Origin of the sequence: Winogradskyella sp. KYW1333, from assembly GCF_003335675.1 — a bacterium.
GTDB lineage: Bacteria > Bacteroidota > Bacteroidia > Flavobacteriales > Flavobacteriaceae > Winogradskyella.
The window spans coordinates 143,628-167,522 of sequence record NZ_QPHL01000012.1 but is presented as its reverse complement, the minus strand read 5'-3'; the positions used below and the strand labels follow the sequence as shown (position 1 = coordinate 167,522).

The 23,895-nt window shown below is 33.1% G+C and carries 20 protein-coding genes and 1 tRNA gene; 6 read left to right on the top strand and 15 right to left on the bottom strand.

What is annotated here, in order from left to right; all coding sequences use genetic code 11:
- The first annotated feature begins 12 nt into the window (after nucleotides 1-12).
- Nucleotides 13-1,854, top strand: a complete 1,842-nt coding sequence (locus tag DUZ96_RS03205) for a lysophospholipid acyltransferase family protein (RefSeq protein ID WP_114300474.1) — start codon at nucleotides 13-15, stop codon at nucleotides 1,852-1,854.
- A gap of 108 nt (nucleotides 1,855-1,962) precedes the next feature.
- Here DUZ96_RS03205 and DUZ96_RS03200 read toward each other — a convergent pair whose 3' ends face one another.
- From DUZ96_RS03200 to DUZ96_RS03150, 11 genes are all read right to left on the bottom strand, one after another.
- A complete protein-coding gene (locus DUZ96_RS03200) occupies nucleotides 1,963-2,349 on the bottom strand; it encodes a VOC family protein (protein WP_114300472.1) in 387 nt (128 codons plus the stop codon).
- Between the two features lies 1 nt (nucleotide 2,350).
- Entirely contained in the window at nucleotides 2,351-2,809 is a 459-nt protein-coding gene (locus DUZ96_RS03195) for a DUF1801 domain-containing protein (protein WP_114300470.1), read from the bottom strand.
- A 28-nt stretch (nucleotides 2,810-2,837) separates the two neighbouring features.
- Nucleotides 2,838-3,776: a 2-hydroxyacid dehydrogenase gene (locus tag DUZ96_RS03190; protein ID WP_114300469.1), complete on the bottom strand. Its 939-nt coding sequence runs from the start codon at nucleotides 3,774-3,776 to the stop codon at nucleotides 2,838-2,840.
- Entirely contained in the window at nucleotides 3,773-4,138 is a 366-nt protein-coding gene (locus DUZ96_RS03185; protein ID WP_114300467.1) for a cupin domain-containing protein, read from the bottom strand. The genes DUZ96_RS03190 and DUZ96_RS03185 overlap by 4 nt, the downstream gene beginning before the upstream one ends.
- A 26-nt stretch (nucleotides 4,139-4,164) precedes the next feature.
- Nucleotides 4,165-5,547, bottom strand: a complete 1,383-nt coding sequence (gene mgtE / locus DUZ96_RS03180) for a magnesium transporter (RefSeq protein ID WP_409010759.1) — start codon at nucleotides 5,545-5,547, stop codon at nucleotides 4,165-4,167.
- Between the two features lie 22 nt (nucleotides 5,548-5,569).
- The gene (gene rsmA, locus DUZ96_RS03175) at nucleotides 5,570-6,358 is read right to left on the bottom strand and encodes a 16S rRNA (adenine(1518)-N(6)/adenine(1519)-N(6))-dimethyltransferase RsmA (RefSeq protein WP_114300465.1); all 789 of its coding nucleotides are present in this window, start codon (nucleotides 6,356-6,358) and stop codon (nucleotides 5,570-5,572) included.
- Nucleotides 6,359-6,368: 10 nt separating this feature from the next.
- Nucleotides 6,369-6,692, bottom strand: coding sequence for a DUF4286 family protein (locus DUZ96_RS03170; protein ID WP_114300463.1), 324 nt, complete (start codon nucleotides 6,690-6,692; stop codon nucleotides 6,369-6,371).
- A 48-nt stretch (nucleotides 6,693-6,740) separates the two neighbouring features.
- A complete protein-coding gene (locus DUZ96_RS03165) occupies nucleotides 6,741-8,525 on the bottom strand; it encodes a tetratricopeptide repeat protein (RefSeq protein ID WP_114300461.1) in 1,785 nt (594 codons plus the stop codon).
- Nucleotides 8,526-8,916: 391 nt separating this feature from the next.
- Nucleotides 8,917-10,188, bottom strand: a complete 1,272-nt coding sequence (serS, locus tag DUZ96_RS03160) for a serine--tRNA ligase (protein ID WP_114300460.1) — start codon at nucleotides 10,186-10,188, stop codon at nucleotides 8,917-8,919.
- A 90-nt stretch (nucleotides 10,189-10,278) separates the two neighbouring features.
- Nucleotides 10,279-11,586: an HTTM domain-containing protein gene (locus DUZ96_RS03155; protein ID WP_114300458.1), complete on the bottom strand. Its 1,308-nt coding sequence runs from the start codon at nucleotides 11,584-11,586 to the stop codon at nucleotides 10,279-10,281.
- Nucleotides 11,579-12,487 (bottom strand): bifunctional riboflavin kinase/FAD synthetase, encoded by a 909-nt coding sequence (locus DUZ96_RS03150; protein ID WP_114300456.1) that lies wholly within the window; start codon nucleotides 12,485-12,487, stop codon nucleotides 11,579-11,581. Before DUZ96_RS03150 ends, DUZ96_RS03155 begins: the two co-directional genes overlap by 8 nt.
- A 102-nt stretch (nucleotides 12,488-12,589) precedes the next feature.
- Between DUZ96_RS03150 and DUZ96_RS13045 the strand changes: the two genes are divergently transcribed.
- Together DUZ96_RS13045 and DUZ96_RS03140 are read left to right on the top strand one after the other, a co-directional pair.
- Nucleotides 12,590-16,873, top strand: a complete 4,284-nt coding sequence (locus tag DUZ96_RS13045) for a thrombospondin type 3 repeat-containing protein (protein ID WP_114300454.1) — start codon at nucleotides 12,590-12,592, stop codon at nucleotides 16,871-16,873.
- Between the two features lie 29 nt (nucleotides 16,874-16,902).
- Nucleotides 16,903-17,805, top strand: coding sequence for a type IX secretion system membrane protein PorP/SprF (locus DUZ96_RS03140; protein WP_181855217.1), 903 nt, complete (start codon nucleotides 16,903-16,905; stop codon nucleotides 17,803-17,805).
- 37 nt (nucleotides 17,806-17,842) lie between these two features.
- On the opposite strand, the gene pth is transcribed toward DUZ96_RS03140, so the two are convergent.
- The 3 genes from pth to DUZ96_RS03125 all read right to left on the bottom strand — a co-directional run bounded on the left by pth (nucleotide 17,843) and on the right by DUZ96_RS03125 (nucleotide 20,290).
- Nucleotides 17,843-18,409, bottom strand: coding sequence for an aminoacyl-tRNA hydrolase (gene pth, locus DUZ96_RS03135; RefSeq protein ID WP_409010761.1), 567 nt, complete (start codon nucleotides 18,407-18,409; stop codon nucleotides 17,843-17,845).
- 139 nt (nucleotides 18,410-18,548) lie between these two features.
- Nucleotides 18,549-19,196 carry a 50S ribosomal protein L25/general stress protein Ctc gene (locus DUZ96_RS03130; protein WP_114300448.1) on the bottom strand — a complete coding sequence of 216 codons (648 nt, stop codon included), beginning with the start codon at nucleotides 19,194-19,196 and terminating at the stop codon, nucleotides 18,549-18,551.
- Between the two features lie 155 nt (nucleotides 19,197-19,351).
- Nucleotides 19,352-20,290 (bottom strand): ribose-phosphate pyrophosphokinase, encoded by a 939-nt coding sequence (locus tag DUZ96_RS03125; RefSeq protein WP_114300446.1) that lies wholly within the window; start codon nucleotides 20,288-20,290, stop codon nucleotides 19,352-19,354.
- 144 nt (nucleotides 20,291-20,434) lie between these two features.
- On the opposite strand from DUZ96_RS03125, the gene DUZ96_RS03120 reads away from it, so the two are divergent.
- The 3 genes from DUZ96_RS03120 (at nucleotide 20,435) to DUZ96_RS03110 (ending at nucleotide 22,113) form a co-directional block, all read left to right on the top strand.
- A tRNA-Leu gene (locus tag DUZ96_RS03120) sits at nucleotides 20,435-20,516 on the top strand.
- A gap of 243 nt (nucleotides 20,517-20,759) precedes the next feature.
- A complete protein-coding gene (locus tag DUZ96_RS03115; protein ID WP_114300444.1) occupies nucleotides 20,760-21,218 on the top strand; it encodes a hypothetical protein in 459 nt (152 codons plus the stop codon).
- Nucleotides 21,219-21,597: 379 nt separating this feature from the next.
- On the top strand, nucleotides 21,598-22,113 hold the full coding sequence (locus tag DUZ96_RS03110; RefSeq protein ID WP_114300442.1) for a nuclear transport factor 2 family protein: 516 nt from the start codon (nucleotides 21,598-21,600) through the stop codon (nucleotides 22,111-22,113).
- Nucleotides 22,114-22,937: 824 nt separating this feature from the next.
- On the opposite strand, the gene metF is transcribed toward DUZ96_RS03110, so the two are convergent.
- The gene (gene metF, locus DUZ96_RS03105) at nucleotides 22,938-23,894 is read right to left on the bottom strand and encodes a methylenetetrahydrofolate reductase [NAD(P)H] (protein ID WP_114300440.1); all 957 of its coding nucleotides are present in this window, start codon (nucleotides 23,892-23,894) and stop codon (nucleotides 22,938-22,940) included.
- Nucleotide 23,895 lies beyond the last annotated feature (1 nt).

Here is a 23,895-nt window from a genome sequence, read left to right as displayed (position 1 = left end):
TACATTTGTTTTATGGGTAAATCAACCGAAATTGGATTAGTGACTGCTAAGGAAGTAGCCAAGGCGATTAATGCCGATAAATATGGTTTTTTGGGTACTTTTTTCGGTTGGATTTTAATGAAGGTCCTGAAAATTTCTACACTCAATAGAATTTATAAGCGCAATAAGCACCTGAGTAAACTCGAGTTTCTTGACAGTATATTAGATGAATTTCAGATTAAATTTGAAATCCCTGAAGAAGATATGAAACGACTTCCAAAGGAAGGACCATTTATTACGATATCCAATCATCCCTTGGGTGGAATTGACGGTATTTTACTTTTAAAATTGATGCTGGAGCAACGCAGTGATTTTAAAATTATCGCAAACTTTCTGTTGCATAGAATAGAACCATTAAAGCCCTTTATTATGCCTGTCAATCCATTTGAGGATAGAAAGGACGTAAAAAGTAGTGTTTCAGGATTCAAAAATGCCATTCTTCACTTAAGGGAAGGTAGTCCACTTGGTGTTTTTCCAGCTGGTGAAGTTTCAACTTACAGAGATGGTAAGTTGGTAGTTGACAAACCATGGGAAGAAGCTGCCATGAAGCTTATCCAAAAAGCAGAAGTCCCTGTTGTACCCATATATTTTCATGCTAAAAACAGTAGATTGTTCTACAGGCTTTCAAAAATAAGTGACACATTAAGAACAGCGAAGTTACCTTCAGAATTACTTACTCAAAAACGCAGAGTGATTAAAGTTAGAGTGGGAAGGGCAATTTCTGTTAAAGATCAAAATGAACATGAAAGTTTAAGTGAATTTTCAGAGTTTTTAAGACGAAAGACCTACATGCTTTCAAAAACATTTGAAGACAAGCCAAAGATATTAGATAATATAAAGTCTACAGTTAAAGTGCCGAAGCCTCCTAAACGAATTGTAACACCTATAGATTCAGGAGTTATGATGGATGAATTAAACCTCTTAAGGGAGAAGGATTGCAGATTATTACAAAGTAAAGATTATGAGGTGTATTTAGCCTCCGCAGCAGACATACCTAATATTCTTCGCGAAATTGGGCGACTGAGAGAAATAACCTTTAGAGAAGTTGGTGAGGGGACAAACAATGCCATAGATTTAGACGCTTTTGATACGTATTACCATCATATGTTTTTATGGGATTGTAGTAAGCAATTACTTGTTGGTGCTTATAGAATGGGACTTGGTTCAAAGATATTCGAACGCTTTGGGATAAATGGATTTTATCTTCAGGATTTATTTCGATTTGAACCAGAACTCTATAAAATGATGAGCCAGTCCATAGAAATGGGACGAGCCTTTATCATAAAAGAATACCAACAAAGGCCAATGCCGTTATTTTTGCTGTGGAAGGGTATAGTGCACACAACCCTAAGATTTCCTGAGCATAAATACTTAATAGGAGGCGTCAGTATTAGTAATAAATTTTCGAATTTTTCTAAAAGTTTAATGATTGAATTTATGAAGTCTCATTATTACGACCCGTATGTAGCACAATATGTTCATCCAAAGAAAGAATTTAAGGTGAAACTTAAGGATGCAGACAAGGATTTTGTTTTTGATTCTACAGAAGCGGATTTAAATAAGTTTGATAAAATAATTGATGAGGTAGAGCCTGGAGCATTAAGGCTTCCTGTTCTATTAAAAAAGTACATTAAGCAAAACGCTAAACTAGTTGCATTTAATGTTGATCCATTATTTAATAATGCAGTAGACGGTCTTATGTATATTAAGATTGCAGATTTACCGGAAAGTACAGTGAGACCTGTTATGGAAGAGTTTCAGGCTGAGTTAGAACGTAAATTTATGAAAAGTGAAAAAGAGAATAGGACGCATTAAAAATTTTACCTACATACAAATTGTATAAAACTAAATAGGTCATCAATAATTATAAGGTCTTAAATAAATAATAAGTTAATATGTAGCTTTTTTAAACTCAAAAATTTATTATTTAAAGACTAAATCTACCGGTTCCCAAAGTTCAACTTTGTTACCGTCATTATCCAAAATCCAAGCAAACTTTCCATAATCATATGTCTCCATATCACCTACAATTGTCACACCTTCTTCTCTTAACACCCCTAAAAGCGCCTCTAAATCTTCAACTCTGTAATTAAACATATATGATTTTTCTGAGGGTTTAAAGTAACCTGTATCTGCTTTAAACGGACTCCATTGTGTGGAGCAATCTTTTCCCTCTTTATCTTTCCACCAAAAGGTACATCCATAGTCGTCAGTATTAAAACCTAAATGTTTTTTATACCATTCTTTAGATGCATTTGGATCTTTAGTTTTAAAGAATAATCCTCCGATTCCTGTTACTCTTTTTTTCATATCATTTTTTCTTTATTGCAGATTCATAAATATCAATCCATTCATCACATGTCATTTTCGTTGTTAATTCTCCTATCAATTCAAATGGGATTTCCTCTATCTTTTTAAATCTGATGCAACTTTTACCCATGTCTAATTTTCTAGAGGAATGCTTATGAAATTCATTAACAAACCAGTCGTGAAGTTCTTTCTTGGCATAAATACCACTGTGATATAAGTTAATGGAATTTTTTTGTGAGGCAAAACTCATGAAGGGTAATGGTATTTTTGGGTCACAATGATAACCCTCTGGATAAAGAGAATGAGGCACATAATAGCCTATCATTTTATAAATAATACCTTCTTCAAATCCTACAGGTAAGTTGTCATTTATTGTTTTCCGTAATTTTTTAAGCGTGTTCTGTCTATTTTCAGGAACTTGTGATATATAGTCTTCTGGTGAGTCTGCATTATATTGCATAATTAGATTGATTAAGTAATCTTCTAATTTAGCAAAATTTAGCTTTGATTTTATCTACAATGGTTTGTGCGAGTTTAAATTTGCTCTCAACTGTCCAGCCAGCAACGTGTGGCGTCAATAAAACTTTATCTGAACTTATAAGTTCTTGAAATACATCTGGTACATTATTTGATGAAAATAAATTTTCAAATGAGGCCTTTTCAAATTCTAATACATCCAAGCCTGCGCCTAATATTTTGCCTTTTTTTAAGGCCTCAACTAAATCTTTGGTAACAACACTTTTACCACGTGCAGTATTAATTAACCAAAAGGGCTTTTTAAAACTATTGATAAATTCTCTATCAACCATATTTAAGGATAGAGGAGTCTGTGGAGTATGTAAACTCAAAACATCAACTTTTTCCTTAAGTTCTTTTAAAGTTACTTGCTTACAATTTTCATCAGCAACTTCTTCTTTTATATCATAGCAAAGCACTTCAACATCAAATCCCTTAAGTTTTTTAGCAAAAGCTTTACCCATATTACCATAACCTATTAAACCAACTATCTTACCATCGAGTTCTAACCCGCGATTGTCTTCTCTAAGCCATTTGCCTCGTCTTACTTCATCATCTGCTTTATTTAGTTTGTTAAAAAGTGATAATAGCATACCTAGGGCGTGTTCGCCAACAGCATTTCTGTTTCCCTCTGGTGCTGAAATAAGACAAACACCTTTTTCTTTGGCATAATCACAGTCTATATTTTCTAATCCGGCTCCCACACGACCAATAAATTTTAAGTTTGAAGCAGCATCTAAAAATGATTTATCTATTGTAAATCGACTGCGGATAACAATACCATCATATTCTGAAATTATAGCTTCAACTTCTGTTTTTGAGGATGTGTAATCTTCTATGTTTTCAAAGCCTAAATCATTAAGCTGATTTATTAGAAGATTATGGTTACTATCTATATGAAGTATTTTCAAATCTTTGGATATTCAGATTGTGTACGTTCGTGTACTACGTTCCCTGTATGTGCTGTGTTTATTTTTTCAAATAAAAGTACATGAACTTCTTCATTGTTTTTAGTGCAAGGATTGTGTTCTACACCTTTAGGCACTACAATAAATTCACCTTCATTTATAACCTCTGTTCTATCTCTAAATTGCATATAAAGTGTGCCTTTAATTACTTGGAACAATTCATCTTCATTATCATGGCTATGCCAGACAAATTCACCCTTTAATTTGGCTAAGATAACCTGCATATCATCAACTACTGCTATTTGATGCGGATGCCATTTTTTACTGAATTTTGTGAACTTCTCTTTAATGTTTATCGCTTTCATGCATCAAAGATACAAAGAGCAGATAATTATATACCAAGAATTAATTTTGCGATCCAGAAATATAAAAGAATACCAAGGATATCATTACTTGTGGTAATAAACGGACCAGTTGCAATTGCAGGGTCTATACCTCTTTTGTCCAAAAATAAAGGCACAAAGGTTCCTATTAAACCTGCAATGATTATAACAGCTACAAGTGAAGCAGATATTGCAATTGCTTTATCAATTTCACCAATGTAAATCCAAACAAATAAAAATAAAAATGCGGCCAAAATAATACCATTTAACGTGGCCAACGACATTTCTTTTAAAAGTCTTCTGTTTATACTTCCTTTTATATCATCATTTGCAAGACCCTGTACTATAATTGCACTGGATTGTACACCAACATTTCCAGCCATTGCAGCAATTAGAGGTGTAAAGAAAAACAATATTGCATATTGGTTAAAGGCTTCTTGAAATCCCTCCATAATTACAAAGGCTCCTACACCACCAATAAGTCCTAGAAATAACCAAGGTAATCTTGCTCTAGTTAACTCAATAATGCTATCATCAGAATCTACATCTTGGGTAATACCAGCAGCCAGCTGGTAATCTTTTTCTGCTTCTTCCTTAAGAACATCAACAATATCATCAATTGTAATTCTACCTAAAAGTGTTTGTGAGTCATCAACAACTGGTATTGCCTCAAGATCATATTTGGCCATTACCTTTGCAACGTCCTCAACATCATCAATTACATTGATAAAGTCTACATTATCCTTTGCAATTTCAGAAATTTTCTGATTGTTTTTCGCAACAATTAAATCTTTTAGGGATAATCGCCCAATCAATTTTTCCTCCTTATTAACCACATAAATAGAGTGGACACGAGTTACCTCCTTAGCTTGCCCTCTAATCCGTCTTAAACAACCTGCAACAGTCCATGTTTCATAAACTTTTACAAGTTCTTTAGCCATTAAACTACCTGCAGTATCATCTTCGTATTTTAATAACTCGGTAATTTCTTCTCTATGTTCTTCATCTTCTATTTTAGAGATTACTTCTTCTTGGCGCTCTTCAGGAAGTTCTGCGATGATATCTGCGGCATCATCTGTGTCTAATTCCTCTAATTCTTCTGCAATTTCTTTTGCCGAAAGATTCTTTAGAACTTTTTCTCTTGTATCCTCATCTAACTCAGTAAGAATATCTGAAGTCGTTTCTGAGTCCAGAAGTTTAATTACATAAATGGAATCATCAAGATCTAATTCATCAAGAATTTCTGCAATATCAGCGTAGTGAAACTCATTGAGCAACTTAACAAGTTCCTTGTCGTTATTATTTTCAACAAGGATTTCAACGTTTTTAATAAGCTCATCAGTGAGCTGAAATTGTATGTTATCTTGAATTTCTTCCACTAGAATCTTCAATAAAAAACTAAAATTTCATGTTTTAGTTGTTATCATTTTCAATTAAGGTGGTTAGTTCAATAAATTCTGAAACACCTAATTGTTCTGGTCGTTGCCCAAAGATAGCATTTGCTTTTAAATTATCTGAAAGATTAAAAATTTTTAAACTATTACGCAATGTTTTTCTGCGCTGTTGAAAGCCTGTTTTAACAATTTGGAAAAATAATTTTTCGTTGCAAGGCAAGTGGTAGTCGTCTTTTCTTCTTAATAGTAAGACTCCAGAATCTACTTTTGGTGGTGGACTGAAAACAGTAGGAGGTACAGTGAATAAATATTCTGCATCGTAGAAAGCCTGTGTTAAAACTGAAAGTATACCATATACTTTAGAGCCTTCCTTAGAACAAATACGCTGAGCAACTTCCTTTTGAAACATACCTGAAAATTCAGGTATTTGATCACGCATTTCTAATGTTTTGAAGACAATCTGTGATGAAATATTGTACGGGAAGTTACCAATGATAGCAAAGGGTTTGTTTTTAAATATTTCGTTAAGATCATATTTTAAAAAGTCTCTCTCGTAGATTCTATCAGCTAGATTAAGATAATGATTCTTTAAATATTCAACAGATTCTTTATCAATTTCAATGACACGTGTTGTAATATCTTTTTTAAGTAAGTATTTTGTAAGAACTCCCATACCAGGACCAATCTCTAAAACATCTTTGTAACCTTTTAATGTAAGTGAATCAGCAATTTTTTTGGCAATATTTTCATCCCTTAAAAAATGCTGACCTAAATGTTTTTTTGCCTTAACTTGGTTTTGATTTGCCACAATTTTTAACTTAATTGAAGTTGACTGTATATTCGTCTATTATTTCTAATTCAGTTCTAAAGGCCAGCATTTTATCTGCAAACTTTTGAGATCCGTCTTTTCTTAATCTTTCTGCATCTTCTAGGTAGTATTTTTTTAATGCCTCCCTGTTGTGTGCTTTATATTGTATTGAATAAGTTTGCCCACCCATTTCTTCTTCAACCAGCACTTTTGTGAGTTTAGCTTCAGAGAACTTACCAGTTGCCAGAACTTGTGGAATATGTTCTTTAATCCACTCTAGCCATTCCAAATGCACGGAATCATCAATATTTACAGTGACGTTATAAATTATCATTGAAATTGTTTTCTAGTATAGTATTTGGCAAAAGTAAGTGATATAACCCTAATTTATAGGATCTCCTCTTAACATTCTAAATTTCTTCCTTGCGTCTATGAAGTAAATACTATCCTCGTGTTCGAAGATTATACGTTCGTAATTAGCTTTAGCATCTTCAGTTTTTGAAAGAAATGTGTTGTAAAGTTCTGCTAAATGGTACAAGGCATCATCTATTAAAATCTCTTCTCTAAAATCTTTAATAATTAAAAGATAATTGGCTTCGGCTTTATTAAAAAGCTTCTTTTTTTCATACAATTTTGCTTGTTGATATAAAGCTTGATCAATTATACTCTCTCCTTTATGTTCTGCTAGAATTTTATCTAAAATGGAGATTGCTTTGTCTGTTTTATTTTGAAATGTATACAGGTCTGACTTTGCATATAGTTTCAGAGCTGTTCTGGTGCTATCTTCATATTTGTTGTCAGAAATGAGAAGTTTAAGATCTAAAGCGTCGTTAGCAATTAATTGAGAAGTAGATGATTTGAGTATTTTGAGCTGTGATTCTGCCCAGTCAAAATCACCTTTATAATAACTTGTTTTAGCAACCTTAAATCTTGCCTCTTGAGAGATAATACTGTTTTTTAAATTGGCCTGAATTTGAGAATAAAATATCAGTGCTTCGTTAAACTTTTCTTGTAAAACGAGTACATCAGCAAGCAATAATTTTACAGTAGCTTTCTGATAGTCACTTATATTCAATTTCATACTTTTTCTGAGAAATTTTGTCGCGGCGTCAGTATCTTTTTGATAAAACGCCAGAAATTTACCATAAGCTAATTGAAGTGATAATGTTAACTCAGAAAGTCCAAATGTTTGAAATAATTCCTTGTACTTTTCCTCAATCCGATCTAGAGATTTTTTATCCTCATTTTTAGAATCTATCTGTAGAATGAACTGATGTGCGGTAAGAGCTGTACTTGGGTCTAAAGTAGTTTTTAATATGTAGTTAAAAATATCCTTTGCTGTGTCATTATCACTATCATTAAGTGCAGTGATAGCGAGTTCTAAAATACGATCTAAACTTTCAGGATTTCGTTTATATATAGCTTTTTCCTGTATAAAGGATTTAGCATAAGCTTTCTCTTGTACATATAGCCAACTTAGCATTTCATACCAATACGAACTAGGATTTTGTTGTAATTTTTTTAGGAGTTGACGTCTTAAAAAAACATTATTTTCATTGTCCTTATTTTCAGATATAAAATCACTAACAGACCGTTTTATGTTGTTAAGATAATTTGGTTTATAGTCTATATATTCAATATAGTTTTCAAACATCTTCTCAACGTCCCCTTGATCTCCATATATTCTGGCGAGTTGAATATTATAGTTTTTATCAGGAGTTAATTGCTTTGCCTTGTTGTAGATTTTTATTGCTTCGTCTAGGAGAGAGTGTTCTTCAAATTTTCTTGCAATACTATATATGTAATTCGGTTTTTCGTTTATGTAAGTAATTGCTTCTTTATAAAGTATGTGTGCTTTGTCCAGACTATCTCTGAGTTGATAATTATAACCTAGTTCTACAATAAGAGTTGGATTTCTTCTTTTAGCTAATTTTTGTACAAGGATGTCTTCCGCCATATCAAATTGCTCGAGTTGTTGGTGCGTATCTACAACTTTAAAAATATAATTATAACTATATGGTTTTTCTTTAAGTAGGTTTTGGTAAATGATTAAGGCTTTTTTAAACTCGCCTTTTTTATAATAGCTGTCTGCTAGAATTTCATTGTTTTGAGCATTTCCAAAATGAACTTCTATAAGTAACATTAATGTTAAAAGTACTTTGCGCATGCCAATCTTTTTGTAAATATAACAAACGGCTCAACCAGATATTGTAAATTTTATGATAAAAAAATGCCTAAACTTAACGTTTAGGCATTTTGACCAGCAAAATAAATGTGCTATTAATCATTATTCGTTATTAAATATGATTCAGTTACTTTGTCTTGGTTTCTTAGGTATTATTTTATTAATACTTTAAGTATTACAACAAAACTTTGCTTACCATAACAACTAAAGTCACGAGTAAAACCAGTCGTTTTATATTTTTCATTTCTAGGTCAGTTATTGATTTGGCCTAATCACATTACTAAAATAAATAAAAAAACGAAGAAATACACAAAAATTCGGTAAAAAACACATTTTTTTAACACAACATGTCTTTTAGAAAGTGTTTTTCGTGCTATGAAATAAGGTCAAAACCTGTGTAGGGTACTAGTATTTCTGGGATTTTTATACCATTTTTCGTCTGACAATTTTCTAAGATTCCAGCCAAAACTCTAGGTAGTGCTAATGAACTTCCATTTAACGTATGGCATAATTCGTTTTTACCTTCATTGTTCTTAAAGCGTAATTTTAGTCGATTAGCCTGGAAAGTTTCAAAATTTGAAACAGAAGAAATTTCTAACCAGCGATCTTGTGCAGTAGAGAAAACTTCAAAATCATAAGTAAGGGCTGAGGTAAATCCTAAATCACCACCACAAAGACGTAATATTCTATAAGGTAATTTTAATTCTTTCAAAATGCCCTTAACATGTTCTACCATTCCGTCTAGTGCATGGTAAGAATTATTAGGGTGCTCCACTCTAAGAATCTCTACTTTATCAAATTGATGCAACCGGTTAAGACCTCTAACATGTGCACCATAACTACCAGCTTCTCTCCTAAAGCAGGGGGTATAGCCAGTAACACTTATAGGTAGATCACTCTCAGTTAATATTGTATTTCTGAAGATATTTGTTGCAGGAACTTCGGCCGTAGGGATCAAATATAAATTGTCTGCAGCCACATGATACATTTGCCCCTCTTTGTCTGGTAATTGACCTGTGCCAAATCCTGAAGCTTCATTTACCAAATGTGGCACTTGGTATTCAGTATATCCAGCTTCAGTATTTTTATCTAAGAAATAAGTAATTAGTGCACGCTGTAATTTTGCACCTTTACCTTTATATACAGGGAAACCGGCACCAGTAATTTTATTACCAAGCTCAAAATCAATAATGTCGTATTTCTTTGCGAGTTCCCAGTGTGGTAACGCACCATCAAATAATGTGGGTATATCACCTTCTCTATATACTTCCTCATTATCTTCATCTGTATTACCAGAAGGAACAATAGTGTTAGGAATATTTGGTATAGTATAAAGTAAGTTGTTGAGAGCTTCAACTTTACCATTTAATTCTTGTTCAAGTTCTTTGGTATCTTCCTTTAATTGCGTTGTCTTCTCTTTTAAAACATTTGCTTTCTGTACTTCACCAGATTTAAATAAAATTCCTATTTCTTTTGATATGCTATTAGATTCTGATTTAGCATTATCTAATTTAGTCTGTAAAGCTCGTCGTTCTTCATCAAATAAAATGGCATTATTAACCATCTCTGAAGCATCAATATTTCGTTTTTGCAATCGATTTATTATGTCTTCTTTATGAGCTCTTAAAAATGCAACTTGTAACATATCTGTAACTTTGAAATTATGCCGTTGGGCAGGCTAAAAAATGAAAGACAAATGTAATAAGAATTTAACCAGATAAAAACAAAACCGACCCTATTTTGAGGGCATAATCCAATCATGATGTTTGAACTGACACCATTGTTCTTTCGCCAAATCTACATTTGGATCTATGAGAAGTTTTGAAGGTTGATTATTCACTCTAATATAGGCTCTTACGTATACTTCAACAGTTTTATCTTTTTTGGCAAAATCCTCCTTGAGAATTTGAGCAAACTGCCAGATAATATCAGGTTTTGTGCTAGCACCGTTAATCTGTTTTTTAGTCAAATAGTCTTCTAATTTAATTGGCCATATTTCTGTGGTTTCAGAATCAACAACTTTATAACTGGCTTTACCGCTTTTAGCACGCAACATCATTCGCCATGATAATCTATGACCTTCTTCTGTCCAAAGTACATCATCCTGAAAAAAATGATGTCTTAATGGCAATGCAAGATGGATTAAAAAATAGATTATAAAGACACTAATTATTACTTTACCGTATTTAGGCACAAGGACTTCATTTTCTTTATAAAGAGGTTTTTTCTTTAAAAACAGAGCTCTAATTGTTTCTGGGCTAAAAAAGAATAAACTAAAGGCTAAGGACATGTAAGGAAATATGCCAATTTGAAAAACAATTGAATTGAACAGATGAAAAAATATAGAAGCGAAAAAAGCAATTCGTCTTGTTGATTTAAATAATAATAATGGAATTATTAGACCATCAAACAAAATACCTCCATATGATATGAAATAGTGTATTGATTTTTGTTGAAGAAGTTCTCCAATAACCGGATAATTAGCTTTACCTCGCATGAGTAATTCAATTACAGACGTGTCTAGCCAATCAGGGTAAAGTTTTGCGATAGAAGCATAAGTGTACAATATAAAAAGTTGAATTACAAAAATCCACTTACACCAACTAGGCATAGAAATTTGTTTAATGGATGGTTTCAATTTAGCATCTATTGAAGCATAACGATGTGCTGGTAAAAAAACCATGAGAAAACTCAATATAAATAATAAATAATAGTGATTGTTGTAAGCTGATTTTTGCATTAAATATGTTGCCGTCCACATAATGGCAAACATTAGCATACTAAATCTATATTTATAACCAACCATTATTAACAGGCCAAAAAGACCCATTGTTATATAATAAGCATACATCCAATTACCAGGTAGTGGTTGTAGCCACTCGAAACCAATAAATGAAAATGTAAAATCGGGTTCAATTAAGGTACGTTTTACCCATCCTGTAAAAACAGCACCTACAGATTCTAGGAAACACAATAATCCAAATACAATGCGAAAAACTACAAGTCCAGAATTATCAATATGCTTAAATAAAAACTTACGCATTCATTTTTTCAATGTATTCTAGGGCACTTTTTCTGTCTTCTCTTAATTGAGATTTGAGGGCTTCAAGATTTTTAAATTTCTGTTCGTTTCGCAGTCGTTTTAAAAATTCGATTTTTAATTTATGATTATATAAATCCTCGTTATATTCAAAGAAATGAACTTCTATAGATCTTCCTTTATCATTAATTGTTGGGTTAGTGCCAATATTCATCATTCCAAACACAACCCTACTATTTAATTGACATTGTACTACATATACACCATCTTTTGGTATAAGTTTATACGATTCTTTAATTTGAATATTAGCGGTAGGGAAATCCAATTTGCGTCCTAAGCCTTTACCTTTTACAACTAGACCAGTTATAAAATAATTATAGCCTAAATAACTATTCGATAATGATACATTACCATCATTTAATGCATTTCTAATTTTAGTAGAACTGACAGTAACATCCTTAATGTCTTGGGCCGAAATTTCTTTAATTTCAAAATTGTATGTTTTCGCATATTTTTTTAGATCTTCAATATTGGCACTTCTGTTTTTCCCAAAATGATGATCATACCCTACAACTATATATTTTGTATTTAACTCATCAATTAAAATGTCTTTTACGTATTCTTCAGCAGACAGGTTGGCAAATTCATGGGTAAATTCCTTTACAATGACCTCTGCAATACCATAAGATTTTAAAATATCAATTCGCTCATCAATTGTATTTAGTAATTTAATAGAATTGTCGTTTTGAAGCACCATTCTAGGATGAGGAAACAACGTTAAAACTATAGGTGTAAAGCCTAATTTTTTAGCAAGCTTAACTACTTTGTTTATGATTTTTTGGTGCCCAATATGGACACCATCGAAAGTGCCAATTGTTGTTACTTTTGCTATTTCTTTAACCAATCTCTTTTTTTTATGTAGACTATATAATATTCAAGTGATATTTTTAAGGTTTATTTAAAAAAGTATATTTTCGTAGGAAATTAAATTTTTACACAAACACTTATGAAAACAAAGCTACATTTTGTTTTGTCATTATCCATGTTTTTAACGGTATTTTCAATATTTGCACAGCAAAATTATTGGCAACGAACTTTAAACGTAAATGACAATATAGACCAACTTAATGACAAGCATTATCAAACTTTTAAGCTTAATATCGAAGTATTAAAGGATGAACTCAATGATGCTCCAATGAGAGGTACAACTGCCTCTATTTCTTTTGCTAAAATATATCTTCCAAATTATAAAGGTGAACTTGAACAATTTGCTGTTGTTGAAGCACCAGTTTTATCCGCAGAATTATCAGAACTGTACCCAAATATAAAAACATACTTAGGTTATAGTATTGATAACCAAAATGTAAGGGCAAGATTTAGCCTTACTCCACAAGGGCTGCAGACCATGATATCTTCACCATATCACCCAGTTAGTTTTACCGTTCCTTCATCAAATTCTAACAACACAGAATATATCAATTATTCAAGAGATGCAAGAATAGAAAACATTAAAGATTTTAGCTGTTTTACTGAAGATGAGTTTATACCATTTCAAAATAATAATCTAATTAGCAGAGATGCAAATGATCAAATATTAAGGACATTTAGAATCGCTATTTCAACAACAGCAGAATATACTGACTTTTGGGATGATGGTAATGCTGGTAATGGGAACGCAGCAGAAGACGCCCTTGCTCAGGTAGTTTCTACTTTGAACAGATCAAACGAGGTATTTGAAGTGGATATGGCAGTAACATTTACGCTGGTCACAGGTACAGACATTATTTACACTGATCCTAACACAGATCCATATAGTGGGAATTTTAATGGAGAACTGCAGAATACCTTGACAAATGTTGTAGGTGAAGAAAATTATGATATTGGTCATTTATTCAATTATGGAGGAAACAATGGTAACGCTGGTTGTATAGGATGTGTTTGCGTAGATGGTGCAAAAGGATCAGGATTTTCTTCGCATTCATTTTTAGACAATGACGGCGGACCTTATATGTCTGATTACTTTGATATAGATTATGTACCTCATGAAATAGGGCATCAAATGGGTGCTAATCATACATTTTCATTTAGTAGTGAGGGTACTGGAGTAAATGCTGAGCCTGGCAGTGGAACTACAATTATGGGTTATGCAGGTATTACAGGGCCAAACGATGTTCAAGACCATTCAGATCCGTATTTTCATTATTATAGTATTGTACAAATCCTTGGAAATTTACAAACACGTACTTGTTGGGTAGGTACAGCGATTTCGAACAGCCCTCCTGTGGCAGAGGCTGGTGAAGATCACACAATTCCTGTGGGTACAGCATTTGTTCTGCGAGCAAGTGCAACAGATGCAGATTCAGGAGATGTTTTAACATATACATGGGAGCAAATAGATAACGGTGTAACAACGTCTGGAAATTTTGGGCCAAATCTAACTTCAGGAGCTGTATGGAGGTCCAGACCCCCTAGCGCATCTCCAGACCGTTATATGCCTATTATTGAGCGTGTACTCGAGAGTGAATTAACTGAGCAATTTCCTGTTGAAACATTAGATAATTCGTCATGGGAAACCGTTTCTAACGTCTCAAGAACCTTAAACTTTGCTTTAATTGTTAGAGATAGAAGTGACGCTAATGGGACTGGCCAATCACCACAGAGTGATTTTGATACAATGACAGTAAATGTAGACGATACAGCAGGGCCATTTGTTGTAACCTCTCAAACAACAAATGTAACATGGGATGCAGGTTCAAATCAAACAGTGACTTGGGATGTTGCGGGTACAGATGGTGGTGCAGTGAATACTCCAACAGTAAATATTTTATTATCTACAGACGGTGGGTTCACTTTTCCTTTTGAACTGGCTTTAAATGTTCCAAACGATGGTGAACAAGTAGTGACGGTTCCTGTAACAGGAGGTGACTCTTCTGCGTTACGTGTAAAAGTTGAAGGGAATAATAATATTTTTTACGCAGTTAATCCAATAAATTTTTCATTACAAGAATCAGAATTTGTATTAAATGTTGATGATGCAGATGTTGATGTATGTACACCAGATGATGTAATTTACACTTTTACTTATAATACGTTTTTAGGGTTTTCTGGTGTAACAGATTTTAGTGCTACAGGACTTCCATCAGGTGTCACAGCAACATTTGTTCCAGCAAGTGCTAGTAATGACGGAACTACAGTTACTGCTACTATATCTGGTACAAGTGGATTATCAATAGGCAATTACCCAATTCAATTAAATGGTATCTCAGGGGCTATAACAAAGTCTGCTGATGTTTCTTTTTCGGTTTATGATACCAACTTTAGTGCAGTAAATTTGTTAACTCCAGCAGATGGATCAGATGATACTGAAGCTAGTAATGCACTGTTTACGTGGGATATAGATCCAAATGCGACAGCATATGAAATCGATGTGGCTACGGATGCAGGTTTCTCAAATATTATTGCAAATCAAACAGTTTCTGAAACCTCATTAACTTTGGTTACACTTGATATTGAGACCTTGTATTTTTGGAGAGTTAGAAGCATAAATGACTGTGGTCAAGGAGAATATTCTACTTCCTCATTCACTACTGCAAATATCTTTTGTACTGATTATAATTCAAATGATACTCCAATTAACATTCCCGATAACAATCCCAACGGGGCATTATCAACGATAAATATCCCTACAACATCTTTAATTACAGATATTTCTGTAACTGTTAATATTACCCATACATGGAATTCTGATTTGATTCTATCACTTATATCACCAAACGGTACAGAAGTTATTTTATCAGACCGTAATGGAGGTAATGGTGATAATTATGTGGATACGATCTTTACTTCTGAAGCCTCTACTTCGATTACTGACGGGAATTCTCCTTTTACTGGTGAGTTTCTTCCTGAGGAAGATCTAAGTACATTAATAGGAACGTTTTCTGGTGGAGATTGGCAATTAAAGGTTTCTGACAATGCTGGCCAAGATACGGGAACCATAGATAATTGGACACTTGAAATATGCGGTAGCCCCCAACTTGATCTAGATAATGATGGTGTACCTAACGAATCAGATAATTGTCCCAATGTTGCAAATACTGATCAATCTGATATTGATAATGATGGATTGGGAGATGTATGTGACGATGATATTGATGGTGATGGTATTATCAATGCAAACGATAATTGTCCTGAAACACCAAATCCAGACCAATCAGATTTCAATAATAATGGAATAGGAGATGTATGTGATATTGAGTGTGATAGCCAAACCTCAGCAGACACACCTGTCCCAATAGCAGATAATGGTGATGATGCTACTTATACTGTAACAGTAGAAATTTTTGAAATCCTAATTATAAATGATGTTAATGTAAGTGTGAATATTCCACACACTTGGGTTAACGACTTGGATTTATTTTTAACTAGTCCTACAGGTGTTGAAGTTGAATTATCAACAGGGAATGGGGCACCATTTGCACAAGACTATATCAATACCACGTTTGATATGGACGCTACTATACCGATAACAGGCGGATCGGCACCATTTACAGGTTCCTTCTTACCTGAGGGAGATTTGAATGATTTTAATGGAGACTTTTCTCCTGGTATTTGGACTTTAACAGTTACGGATACCTTCGGGGCTCTAGATGGCGGTAGTATTGAGGAATTTACGCTAGAGGTTTGTGGAACTAGGGACCCAAATGATTTAGATGGAGATACAATTGCTAATGATGATGATAATTGTCCAGAGACACCAAATACGGATCAAGCAGATTTAGATGGTGACGGTATAGGTGATGTTTGTGATCCTGACATAGACGGAGATGGCGTTCTAAATACAGTTGATAATTGTGTGACGACTCCAAATCCAGATCAAGATGATAATGATATGGATGGATTAGGAGATATTTGTGATGAAGATGATGATAACGATGGTGTATTAGATCTTAACGATAACTGTCAATTTGATGCTAATCCAGATCAAAAAGATGTTAATGGTAATGGTGTAGGGGATGCATGTGACGGTTTAATTATAAATGATATTTTAACTCCAAATGGTGATGGTATCAATGATTCATGGTTTATAATTAATGCCAATAGATTTCCAAATGCCGTCATCAAGGTTTATAATCGTTGGGGTAGGGAAGTATTTAGTACAATAGGATATAATAACGACTGGAATGGAACTTATAGTGGTGATACGCTTCCAACAGGTTCCTATTATTATCAGGTAGATCAAAATGGTGATGGTACTGTGGTATTAACAGGATGGATTTATTTAACACTTTAAGCAGAGATAACTTGAATAAAATGAAAACAATGAATTTATATAAAAATATACTGACTATAGTAGTAGCATTTCTTTTATCGGTATCAATTTATGCTCAACAAGAACCTAACTATTCAATGTATAGATATACAATGAATATTATTAACCCGGCCTATGCAGGTGCAGATGGTACAACTAGCCTTACTTCTAATTTCAGAAGCCAGTGGATAAGTATTATAGGAGCACCAGAGACACAAAGCTTTTTTTATTCTAGACCGCTAGGAGAAAACATTGGAATTGGAGTATCTGTTGTGAGCGATCAAGTTTTTATAGAAAGTCAAACAGGCTTTAATATAGATTTTTCTTATAATCTAACAGTTTCTGAGACAACTGATTTATTTTTAGGACTTAAAGCAGGCGGTAGTACTTATAATATAGACCGCAACAATCTTACAAATATTGGTTTACCAGACGACCCTGCTTTAGGAAATATTGATAGTGGATTTAGACCAAATTTTGGTGCTGGGGCTTACTTAAAGCATGATAAGTATTTTATATCATTGTCCGTTCCAAGAATTTTATCTACAGAACGATTAGATGAGGCAGATGGCCGAGTTACGCAAGCTACTCAAGAAGCACATGTATATCTATCAGGGGGCTATAATTTTAGATTAAGTAACACTACAGAGTTTAGGCCTTCTACTATGATAAGGTATGTTGGCGGCTCACCGTTATCCTTGGACCTGACAGGCGCGTTTAGATTTTATAACAGATTTGAAGTAGGTCTTAATTACCGTACAGACAAGGCATTTGGGGGCTTAATGATGATAAATGTCGCAGATTGGATGGATATTGGTTATGCTTACGAAAGTTCTACCAGAGATGAAATTTCAAACAATAGCAATGGCACACATGAAGTTATGTTAAGATTTATTTTTAATCGAAAGGATTAAGTATTATTAAAAAATGGGCTGTCTTTTGACAGCCTATTTATTTTCCGTTAAACGCATTCATTGTATGATTTGTACCAGCTAATACAAAGGACTTTATTAGATCAGCTGATTTGTTTAAACGTTCATCAAGGTTAGACTCTTCTTCCTCATTCCATTCTCCCAACACATAATCAACTTGTCGGCCTTTGCTGAAACTATCACTTATTCCAAATCTAAATCTATTGTATTTAGTGGTCTGTAGTTTGTCTTGCAAATCTTTTAATCCATTATGTCCACCATCGCTTCCTTTGGTTTTTAACCTAAGAGTACCAAAAGGGAGGTTTAAATCATCAGTAACAACAAGTAAATTTTGCATGGGTATTTTTTCCTTTGTTAGCCAATATTTAACAGCCTTACCACTAAGGTTCATATAAGTACTTGGCTTTAAAAAGTAAATTGTACGGCCCTTAAGCTTAAAAGTGGTTATATCACCAAGCTTCACAGTTTCAAAAGATAAACTTTCTTTTTTTGCAAAAAAGTCCAATATTTTAAATCCAATATTGTGTCTTGTATTGGCATATTTATCACCAATGTTACCAAGACCAACGATTAAGTACTTTTTCATTGTTTCAACTTCATTTTTTTCAATAGCTTTACTAAAACCTAACCAAATTTTTATTTTCTCCCACATGTAGTTGTATTTATACAAAAATAAAAAAGCATTCTTATAAAGAATGCTTTTTAAATATCTAGTAAAGTAAAAACTACTCTTGAGCTTCAGTCGCAGGAGCTTCAGTTGCTGTTGCATCTGCGGTTGCTCCTTCTTCAGCAGTTCCTTCTTCTTCCTCTTCCTCATCAACAACGGCTAATCTACTACGTCTAACCTGACAAACAACTGTGTTGTCTGGGTGTAATAATTTATAATCGTCGTTTCTCAGTTCATGGATATATAATTTGCTTCCAATTTTTAATGGCGTTATGTCTATTTCGATAAAATCAGGTAATTTAGAAGGGATTGCCTTAATTCTTAATTTACGGTAAGGCCTTCTTAAGTTACCTCCATTTAAAACACCTTTAGAAGTACCAACTGTTTTCACAGGAATTTCCATAGTGATTTCTTTGTTTTCGAAGATCTGATAGAAGTCTACGTGTAGAATTCTGTCAGTTACTGGGTGAAATTGGATGTCTTGCATAACTGCATTAAACGATTCACCGCCATCTAGAGCAATCACAACAGTATGCGCATCTGGAGTATACACTAACTTTGAGAAAGCCAATTCAGGTGCAAAGAAATGCAATGGCTTGTCTCCTCCGTATAATACGCAAGGAACCTGACCAGCATTACGTAAGGCTTTTGTTGACTTTTTGCCTACGCTTTCTCTTTGAGATCCATTAATTGTAATTGATTTCATTTTTTGAAATTGTTTATTGTTATTAATAATTTCCCTTACAAAAAGGGCTGCAAATTTAATAATATATTGTTGAAATACTAGAGATTACCTCATTTTTTTGAGATAATTGAACTGTGTTTTGTAGGTAAATGAGATTTGGTATTCTTTAAATCTGCTTAGAGTACAAATTTATTACTAATAGATTGATTATTATGAACATTATTCATTACCTCTGCAAACAGATTAGCACAAGTTAATACCTTCAACTTTTTACTTTCATTTCTTAAAGGTATAGAATCGGTAACAATAAGTTCTTCAAGAGCTGAATTTTCTAGCCTTTCATAGGCACTACCAGATAAAATAGGATGTGTACAGATTGCTCTTACACTCAATGCACCTCGTTCCATCATAAGATCTGCCGCCTTGGTTAATGTACCTGCAGTGTCAACCATATCATCTACCAGTACTACATTTTTTCCTGTTACGTCACCTATTAATTCCATATGGGAAATAACGTTTGCCTTAGCACGTTGTTTATAACAAATTACTACATCACTTTGTAATGCTTTTGAATAGGTATAAGCTCGTTTTGAACCTCCCATATCAGGAGATGCGATGGTTAAATTATCTAAATTTAAACCTCTGAGATAAGGCAAGAATATAGTCGATGCAAATAAGTGATCCACTGGTTTTTCAAAAAACCCTTGTATCTGGTCTGCATGCAAATCCATGGTTATTATTCGAGTTGCCCCTGCAGCCTCTAACATTTTAGCAACCAATTTGGCTGCAATAGGTACTCTTGGTTTATCTTTTCTATCTTGTCTTGCCCAACCGAAATATGGCATAACAGCAGTAATATGTCTTGCTGATGCACGTTTCGCTGCATCAATCATCAGCAACATTTCCATTAAATTTTTAGGCCCTGGATGAGTAGAACCAATAATAAATATTCGAGTTCCCCTAATGGATTCCTCATAAGAAGGCTGAAATTCACCATCGCTATAAGTTGAGGTAATTACGTTACCTAATTTCACACCGTAGGCTTTTGCAATTTCTTCTGCAAGATATCTACTTTGTGAGCATGTGAAAATTTTGGCTTCAGTTGCGAATGGCATATCAAAAGAGTAATAAAAGGGTTAATTAATATGGGTTTTTTAGCAAAGCTCAAATTTAGGAAAATAATTTACTGGTTGGAGTATAAAACAAGGGGTTTTTTGTTGACTCCGAAGAAATATTTTCTATTTTTGCTGTCCTGTTTTGCTCAAGTGGCGGAATTGGTAGACGCGCTGGATTCAAAATCCAGTTCCTTTGGGAGTGTGGGTTCGATTCCCACCTTGAGTACATAATAAAACCGTAAATACTTCTTAAATTAAGTGTTACGGTTTTTTGTTTAATCTATTTGTACGGTTATTGTACGGTGGCCTATACTTAACTCCAGAAAACACCAAAAAATCTGAACCATAAATATTAAATAAGACCCCCTATCTAAATAATGTTACTTTTCTTTTAGTGTAAATCTTAGTAAGATGATTTATCAATTATTTATTTTAAAATTCTTTATTTTTAATGTATAAATGTGAAATTATGAGAAAACTGTTTTTACTAGTGTTATTATTAATTGTTGCTTGTCAACAACCAGCAAAAATTTCTGAAAAGGAAGTAATGGATTCATTTGAGACTTTTTTTGAGATTTTAGATAACGATTTAGATAGTTTTGAATCTGTAGTTACAGAAGACTTTTTTATCTATGAAAATAGTAGACGCTACTCTAAAGAAGAATTTATTGATTTTGTAAAAAGTTTTGATATTATTAGCAGTAAACGGAAATTTGAAGACGTAATAATTGATAGTGATTATAATTCGGCTCACATTTCTCTTAAACAGTTTGGAAAGTTTATTGTTAATACATCAGAGGGGAAAGTTATGCTCGAATTTGAGTGGCTTGAAAGTACTTATGCTGTTAAAACAGATGATAAACTTAAGTTTAAATTCTACTTTTCTGAAGCTATTAAAACTGAAACTACAAATCTAGATGTTAATTAAAAGATTCCATCTATAAGTTTACGAGCATCTTTAGTACTTTATGGAAATATACCGTTGCTTTATACTAGAAATTTTTAAAACGAGTTTTAAAATATTACTCATTACCTTATATTAAATCACTGAAATTCATAAAGGACTTGATGGGGTATAAGCACATATGATAGTAGGACGTAAGTGAGAACAGGTCCTTAGAAGATTCAATTGATCTCACTAATCAGCATTGTGTTGTAGGAATTTTAGCCTCACCAATCTCTAGAGCTAAAAGTTAGTTATATGTGCTTTACATATTTAAAGCTTATTAATTTCTTTTACTTTATTAAAAAATTGCTTGATTACAGCTCATTTTTTATACCTTAGAGCTTATAACTAAATTTATATTATGAAAAAATTATTAAAATTATCAGTTTTTTGTTTGTTGATAGTTTCATGCTCAACAGGAAACCATGCCGATTTCGAAAAAAACACAGCCACGGCAAAAAAATATTTTGAACTACACGAATCTGAAGACGCAGACGCTATGTTTGAGCTTTTACACAGTGATATAGAATGGCATATGCCGGTATATGGATCTGAAATGGCTAACGCAAATGATCTTAAAGAAGCTATAGTTAATTATCAAAAAGAATTTGATAATATGAAATTTACCGCAGATTATTGGTTGCCAGGAGTTGACCCTGAAACCGGAAAATTAGATGGTAGTACAAGAACCTACGGTACATGGACAGCAGATCATGTTGCGTCAGGTAAGTCCGTTAAACTAACAGCTTATCACGCATTTTCATTTGTAGATGGTAAAATTTCTGGTGGTGGTGATTGGTTTGATGTTGGTGGAATGATGAATTCTCTTCAGCTAGAACAAGAGGCAGACACTAGTGATATGGAAAATGAAGAATAGTCGTTAAAGGCGCACTAACATCTTAAGAAGAAAACACCTCAAGGAGGTGTTTTTTTGTCTTTTTACATAGTAAGATTAGATCTCTAAGTTTTTTATTATTTAATGGCTCCACTGTGTATGAATCTGCTGGTGTAAGTCTTGATGAAGCATCTAAAAGTTGATAATAAGGTTAAAGTCATCAAAATGAATGATGAGAAAGATAAATATTCACAGATCTATTAATTAAATTTTATTTAAGTTTCATATTATTAACTCATATTAGAATATCTGTTAGGCCTATGACAATGCTTCATAACGCTTATTTCTGTAATTTAATTATGTCTTGGATTAAAGAACACATCAGCAACAATCTTTGATTACTAATTGTTGTGTTCTATGTTAGAAAAATGCCATAATAATGAAGTTGAAAATCATGACTGTAAGCAACGTTACAAGTATATATTTTTTTATTGAAGTTTCTAATCATGCCATAATTTTGTAAAAAAAGAGCGCCAGCCTCTTACTCTGACACTCTTTTAACATTAACCAAAATTTCAATCAAAAATAAGATTGTCCTTGTTCAAAATATAGAACATAACTAATAATGACCATATTGTATTTCGTTAGATAGTCAAATTATGACTATGAATATTCATTAACTGTCGATGTATGGAATATTTGTATTAAAAAAGGTTACCTAGAACTTTCCAATATGACCAAGGTCATTTGATACCATATTTTATTGTTCTAAATTTCATAATTAATAAGGCTATTATTTTACCATGAAAAAAAAGTATAAAGCAATGAATACATAAAAGTTCCAAGTTATACTTGAGGTTTTTTAATTAAAAAACTGCTGATGCTACCGCTTTGATATTGTCACTTTTTCCCATAGTATAATAGTGTAATACTGGGATGCCAGCTCTTTTGAGCTCTTTTGATTGTTCTATGCACCATTCAATTCCGACTTGTCTCACTTCCTTGTTGTCTTTACATTTAACAATGTCTATAATAAGTGCTTCAGGTAAATCAACATGGAAACGATGCGGAATTAAATTTAATTGCTTTTTAGTTGAAATTGGTTTTAACCCAGGTATTATAGGAACCATTATGCCTTCTTTATGGCATTTTTGGACAAAATCAAAATACTTTTTGTTATCAAAAAACATTTGTGTTACAATATAAGAAGCTCCGTTTTTTATCTTCTTTTTTAAGAAATGAATATCACTATCTAAACTTGGTGCTTCCATATGCTTTTCAGGATACGCGCCAACACCAATGCAAAAGTTTGTTGAAGTAGTATTTTGAAGTTCGTGGTCTAAATACTTCCCAGAATTTAAATCTGAAATTTGAGAAACTAATTCACTTGCATAGGCATGACCTTCCTTTTCGGGTTTAAAGTAGGTTTCGCTTTTAACGGCATCGCCACGCAATGCCATGACATTATCGATATCTAAAAAATCTAAATCGACCAAAAAATTTTCCGTGTCCTCTTTTGTGAAACCACCACATAAAATATGAGGAATAGCATCTACACCATATTTATTTTGAATTGCGGCGCAAATACCGACTGTACCAGGACGTTTCTTAACGATTTGCTTTTTAAGTAATCCATTCTCAACTTCTTTATATAAATACTCCTCTCTATGATAAGTGACATCAATAAATGGTGGGTTAAACTCCATTAAAGGATTAATATTGTCAAAGATGGATTGTATATGTTGTCCTTTTAAAGGTGGTAATATTTCAAATGAAAATTGTGTTTTACCATTAGCGTTTTTTATATGTTCTGTTACTTTCATG

Bases quoted from the DNA above. Each gene is read 5' to 3' on its own strand.
- DUZ96_RS03205 (WP_114300474.1), top strand. From the start codon at position 13: ATGGGTAAATCAACCGAAATTGGATTAGTGACTGCTAAGGAAGTAGCC.
- DUZ96_RS03200 (WP_114300472.1), bottom strand. From the start codon at position 2,349: ATGAAAAAAAGAGTAACAGGAATCGGAGGATTATTCTTTAAAACTAAA.
- DUZ96_RS03195 (WP_114300470.1), bottom strand. From the start codon at position 2,809: ATGCAATATAATGCAGACTCACCAGAAGACTATATATCACAAGTTCCT.
- DUZ96_RS03185 (WP_114300467.1), bottom strand. From the start codon at position 4,138: ATGAAAGCGATAAACATTAAAGAGAAGTTCACAAAATTCAGTAAAAAA.
- DUZ96_RS03170 (WP_114300463.1), bottom strand. From the start codon at position 6,692: ATGATAATTTATAACGTCACTGTAAATATTGATGATTCCGTGCATTTG.
- DUZ96_RS03165 (WP_114300461.1), bottom strand. From the start codon at position 8,525: ATGCGCAAAGTACTTTTAACATTAATGTTACTTATAGAAGTTCATTTT.
- serS (WP_114300460.1), bottom strand. From the start codon at position 10,188: ATGTTACAAGTTGCATTTTTAAGAGCTCATAAAGAAGACATAATAAAT.
- DUZ96_RS03155 (WP_114300458.1), bottom strand. From the start codon at position 11,586: ATGCGTAAGTTTTTATTTAAGCATATTGATAATTCTGGACTTGTAGTT.
- DUZ96_RS13045 (WP_114300454.1), top strand. From the start codon at position 12,590: ATGAAAACAAAGCTACATTTTGTTTTGTCATTATCCATGTTTTTAACG.
- DUZ96_RS03140 (WP_181855217.1), top strand. From the start codon at position 16,903: ATGAATTTATATAAAAATATACTGACTATAGTAGTAGCATTTCTTTTA.
- pth (WP_409010761.1), bottom strand. From the start codon at position 18,409: ATGAAAAAGTACTTAATCGTTGGTCTTGGTAACATTGGTGATAAATAT.
- DUZ96_RS03130 (WP_114300448.1), bottom strand. From the start codon at position 19,196: ATGAAATCAATTACAATTAATGGATCTCAAAGAGAAAGCGTAGGCAAA.
- DUZ96_RS03125 (WP_114300446.1), bottom strand. From the start codon at position 20,290: ATGCCATTCGCAACTGAAGCCAAAATTTTCACATGCTCACAAAGTAGA.
- DUZ96_RS03115 (WP_114300444.1), top strand. From the start codon at position 20,760: ATGAGAAAACTGTTTTTACTAGTGTTATTATTAATTGTTGCTTGTCAA.
- DUZ96_RS03110 (WP_114300442.1), top strand. From the start codon at position 21,598: ATGAAAAAATTATTAAAATTATCAGTTTTTTGTTTGTTGATAGTTTCA.
- metF (WP_114300440.1), bottom strand. From the start codon at position 23,894: ATGAAAGTAACAGAACATATAAAAAACGCTAATGGTAAAACACAATTT.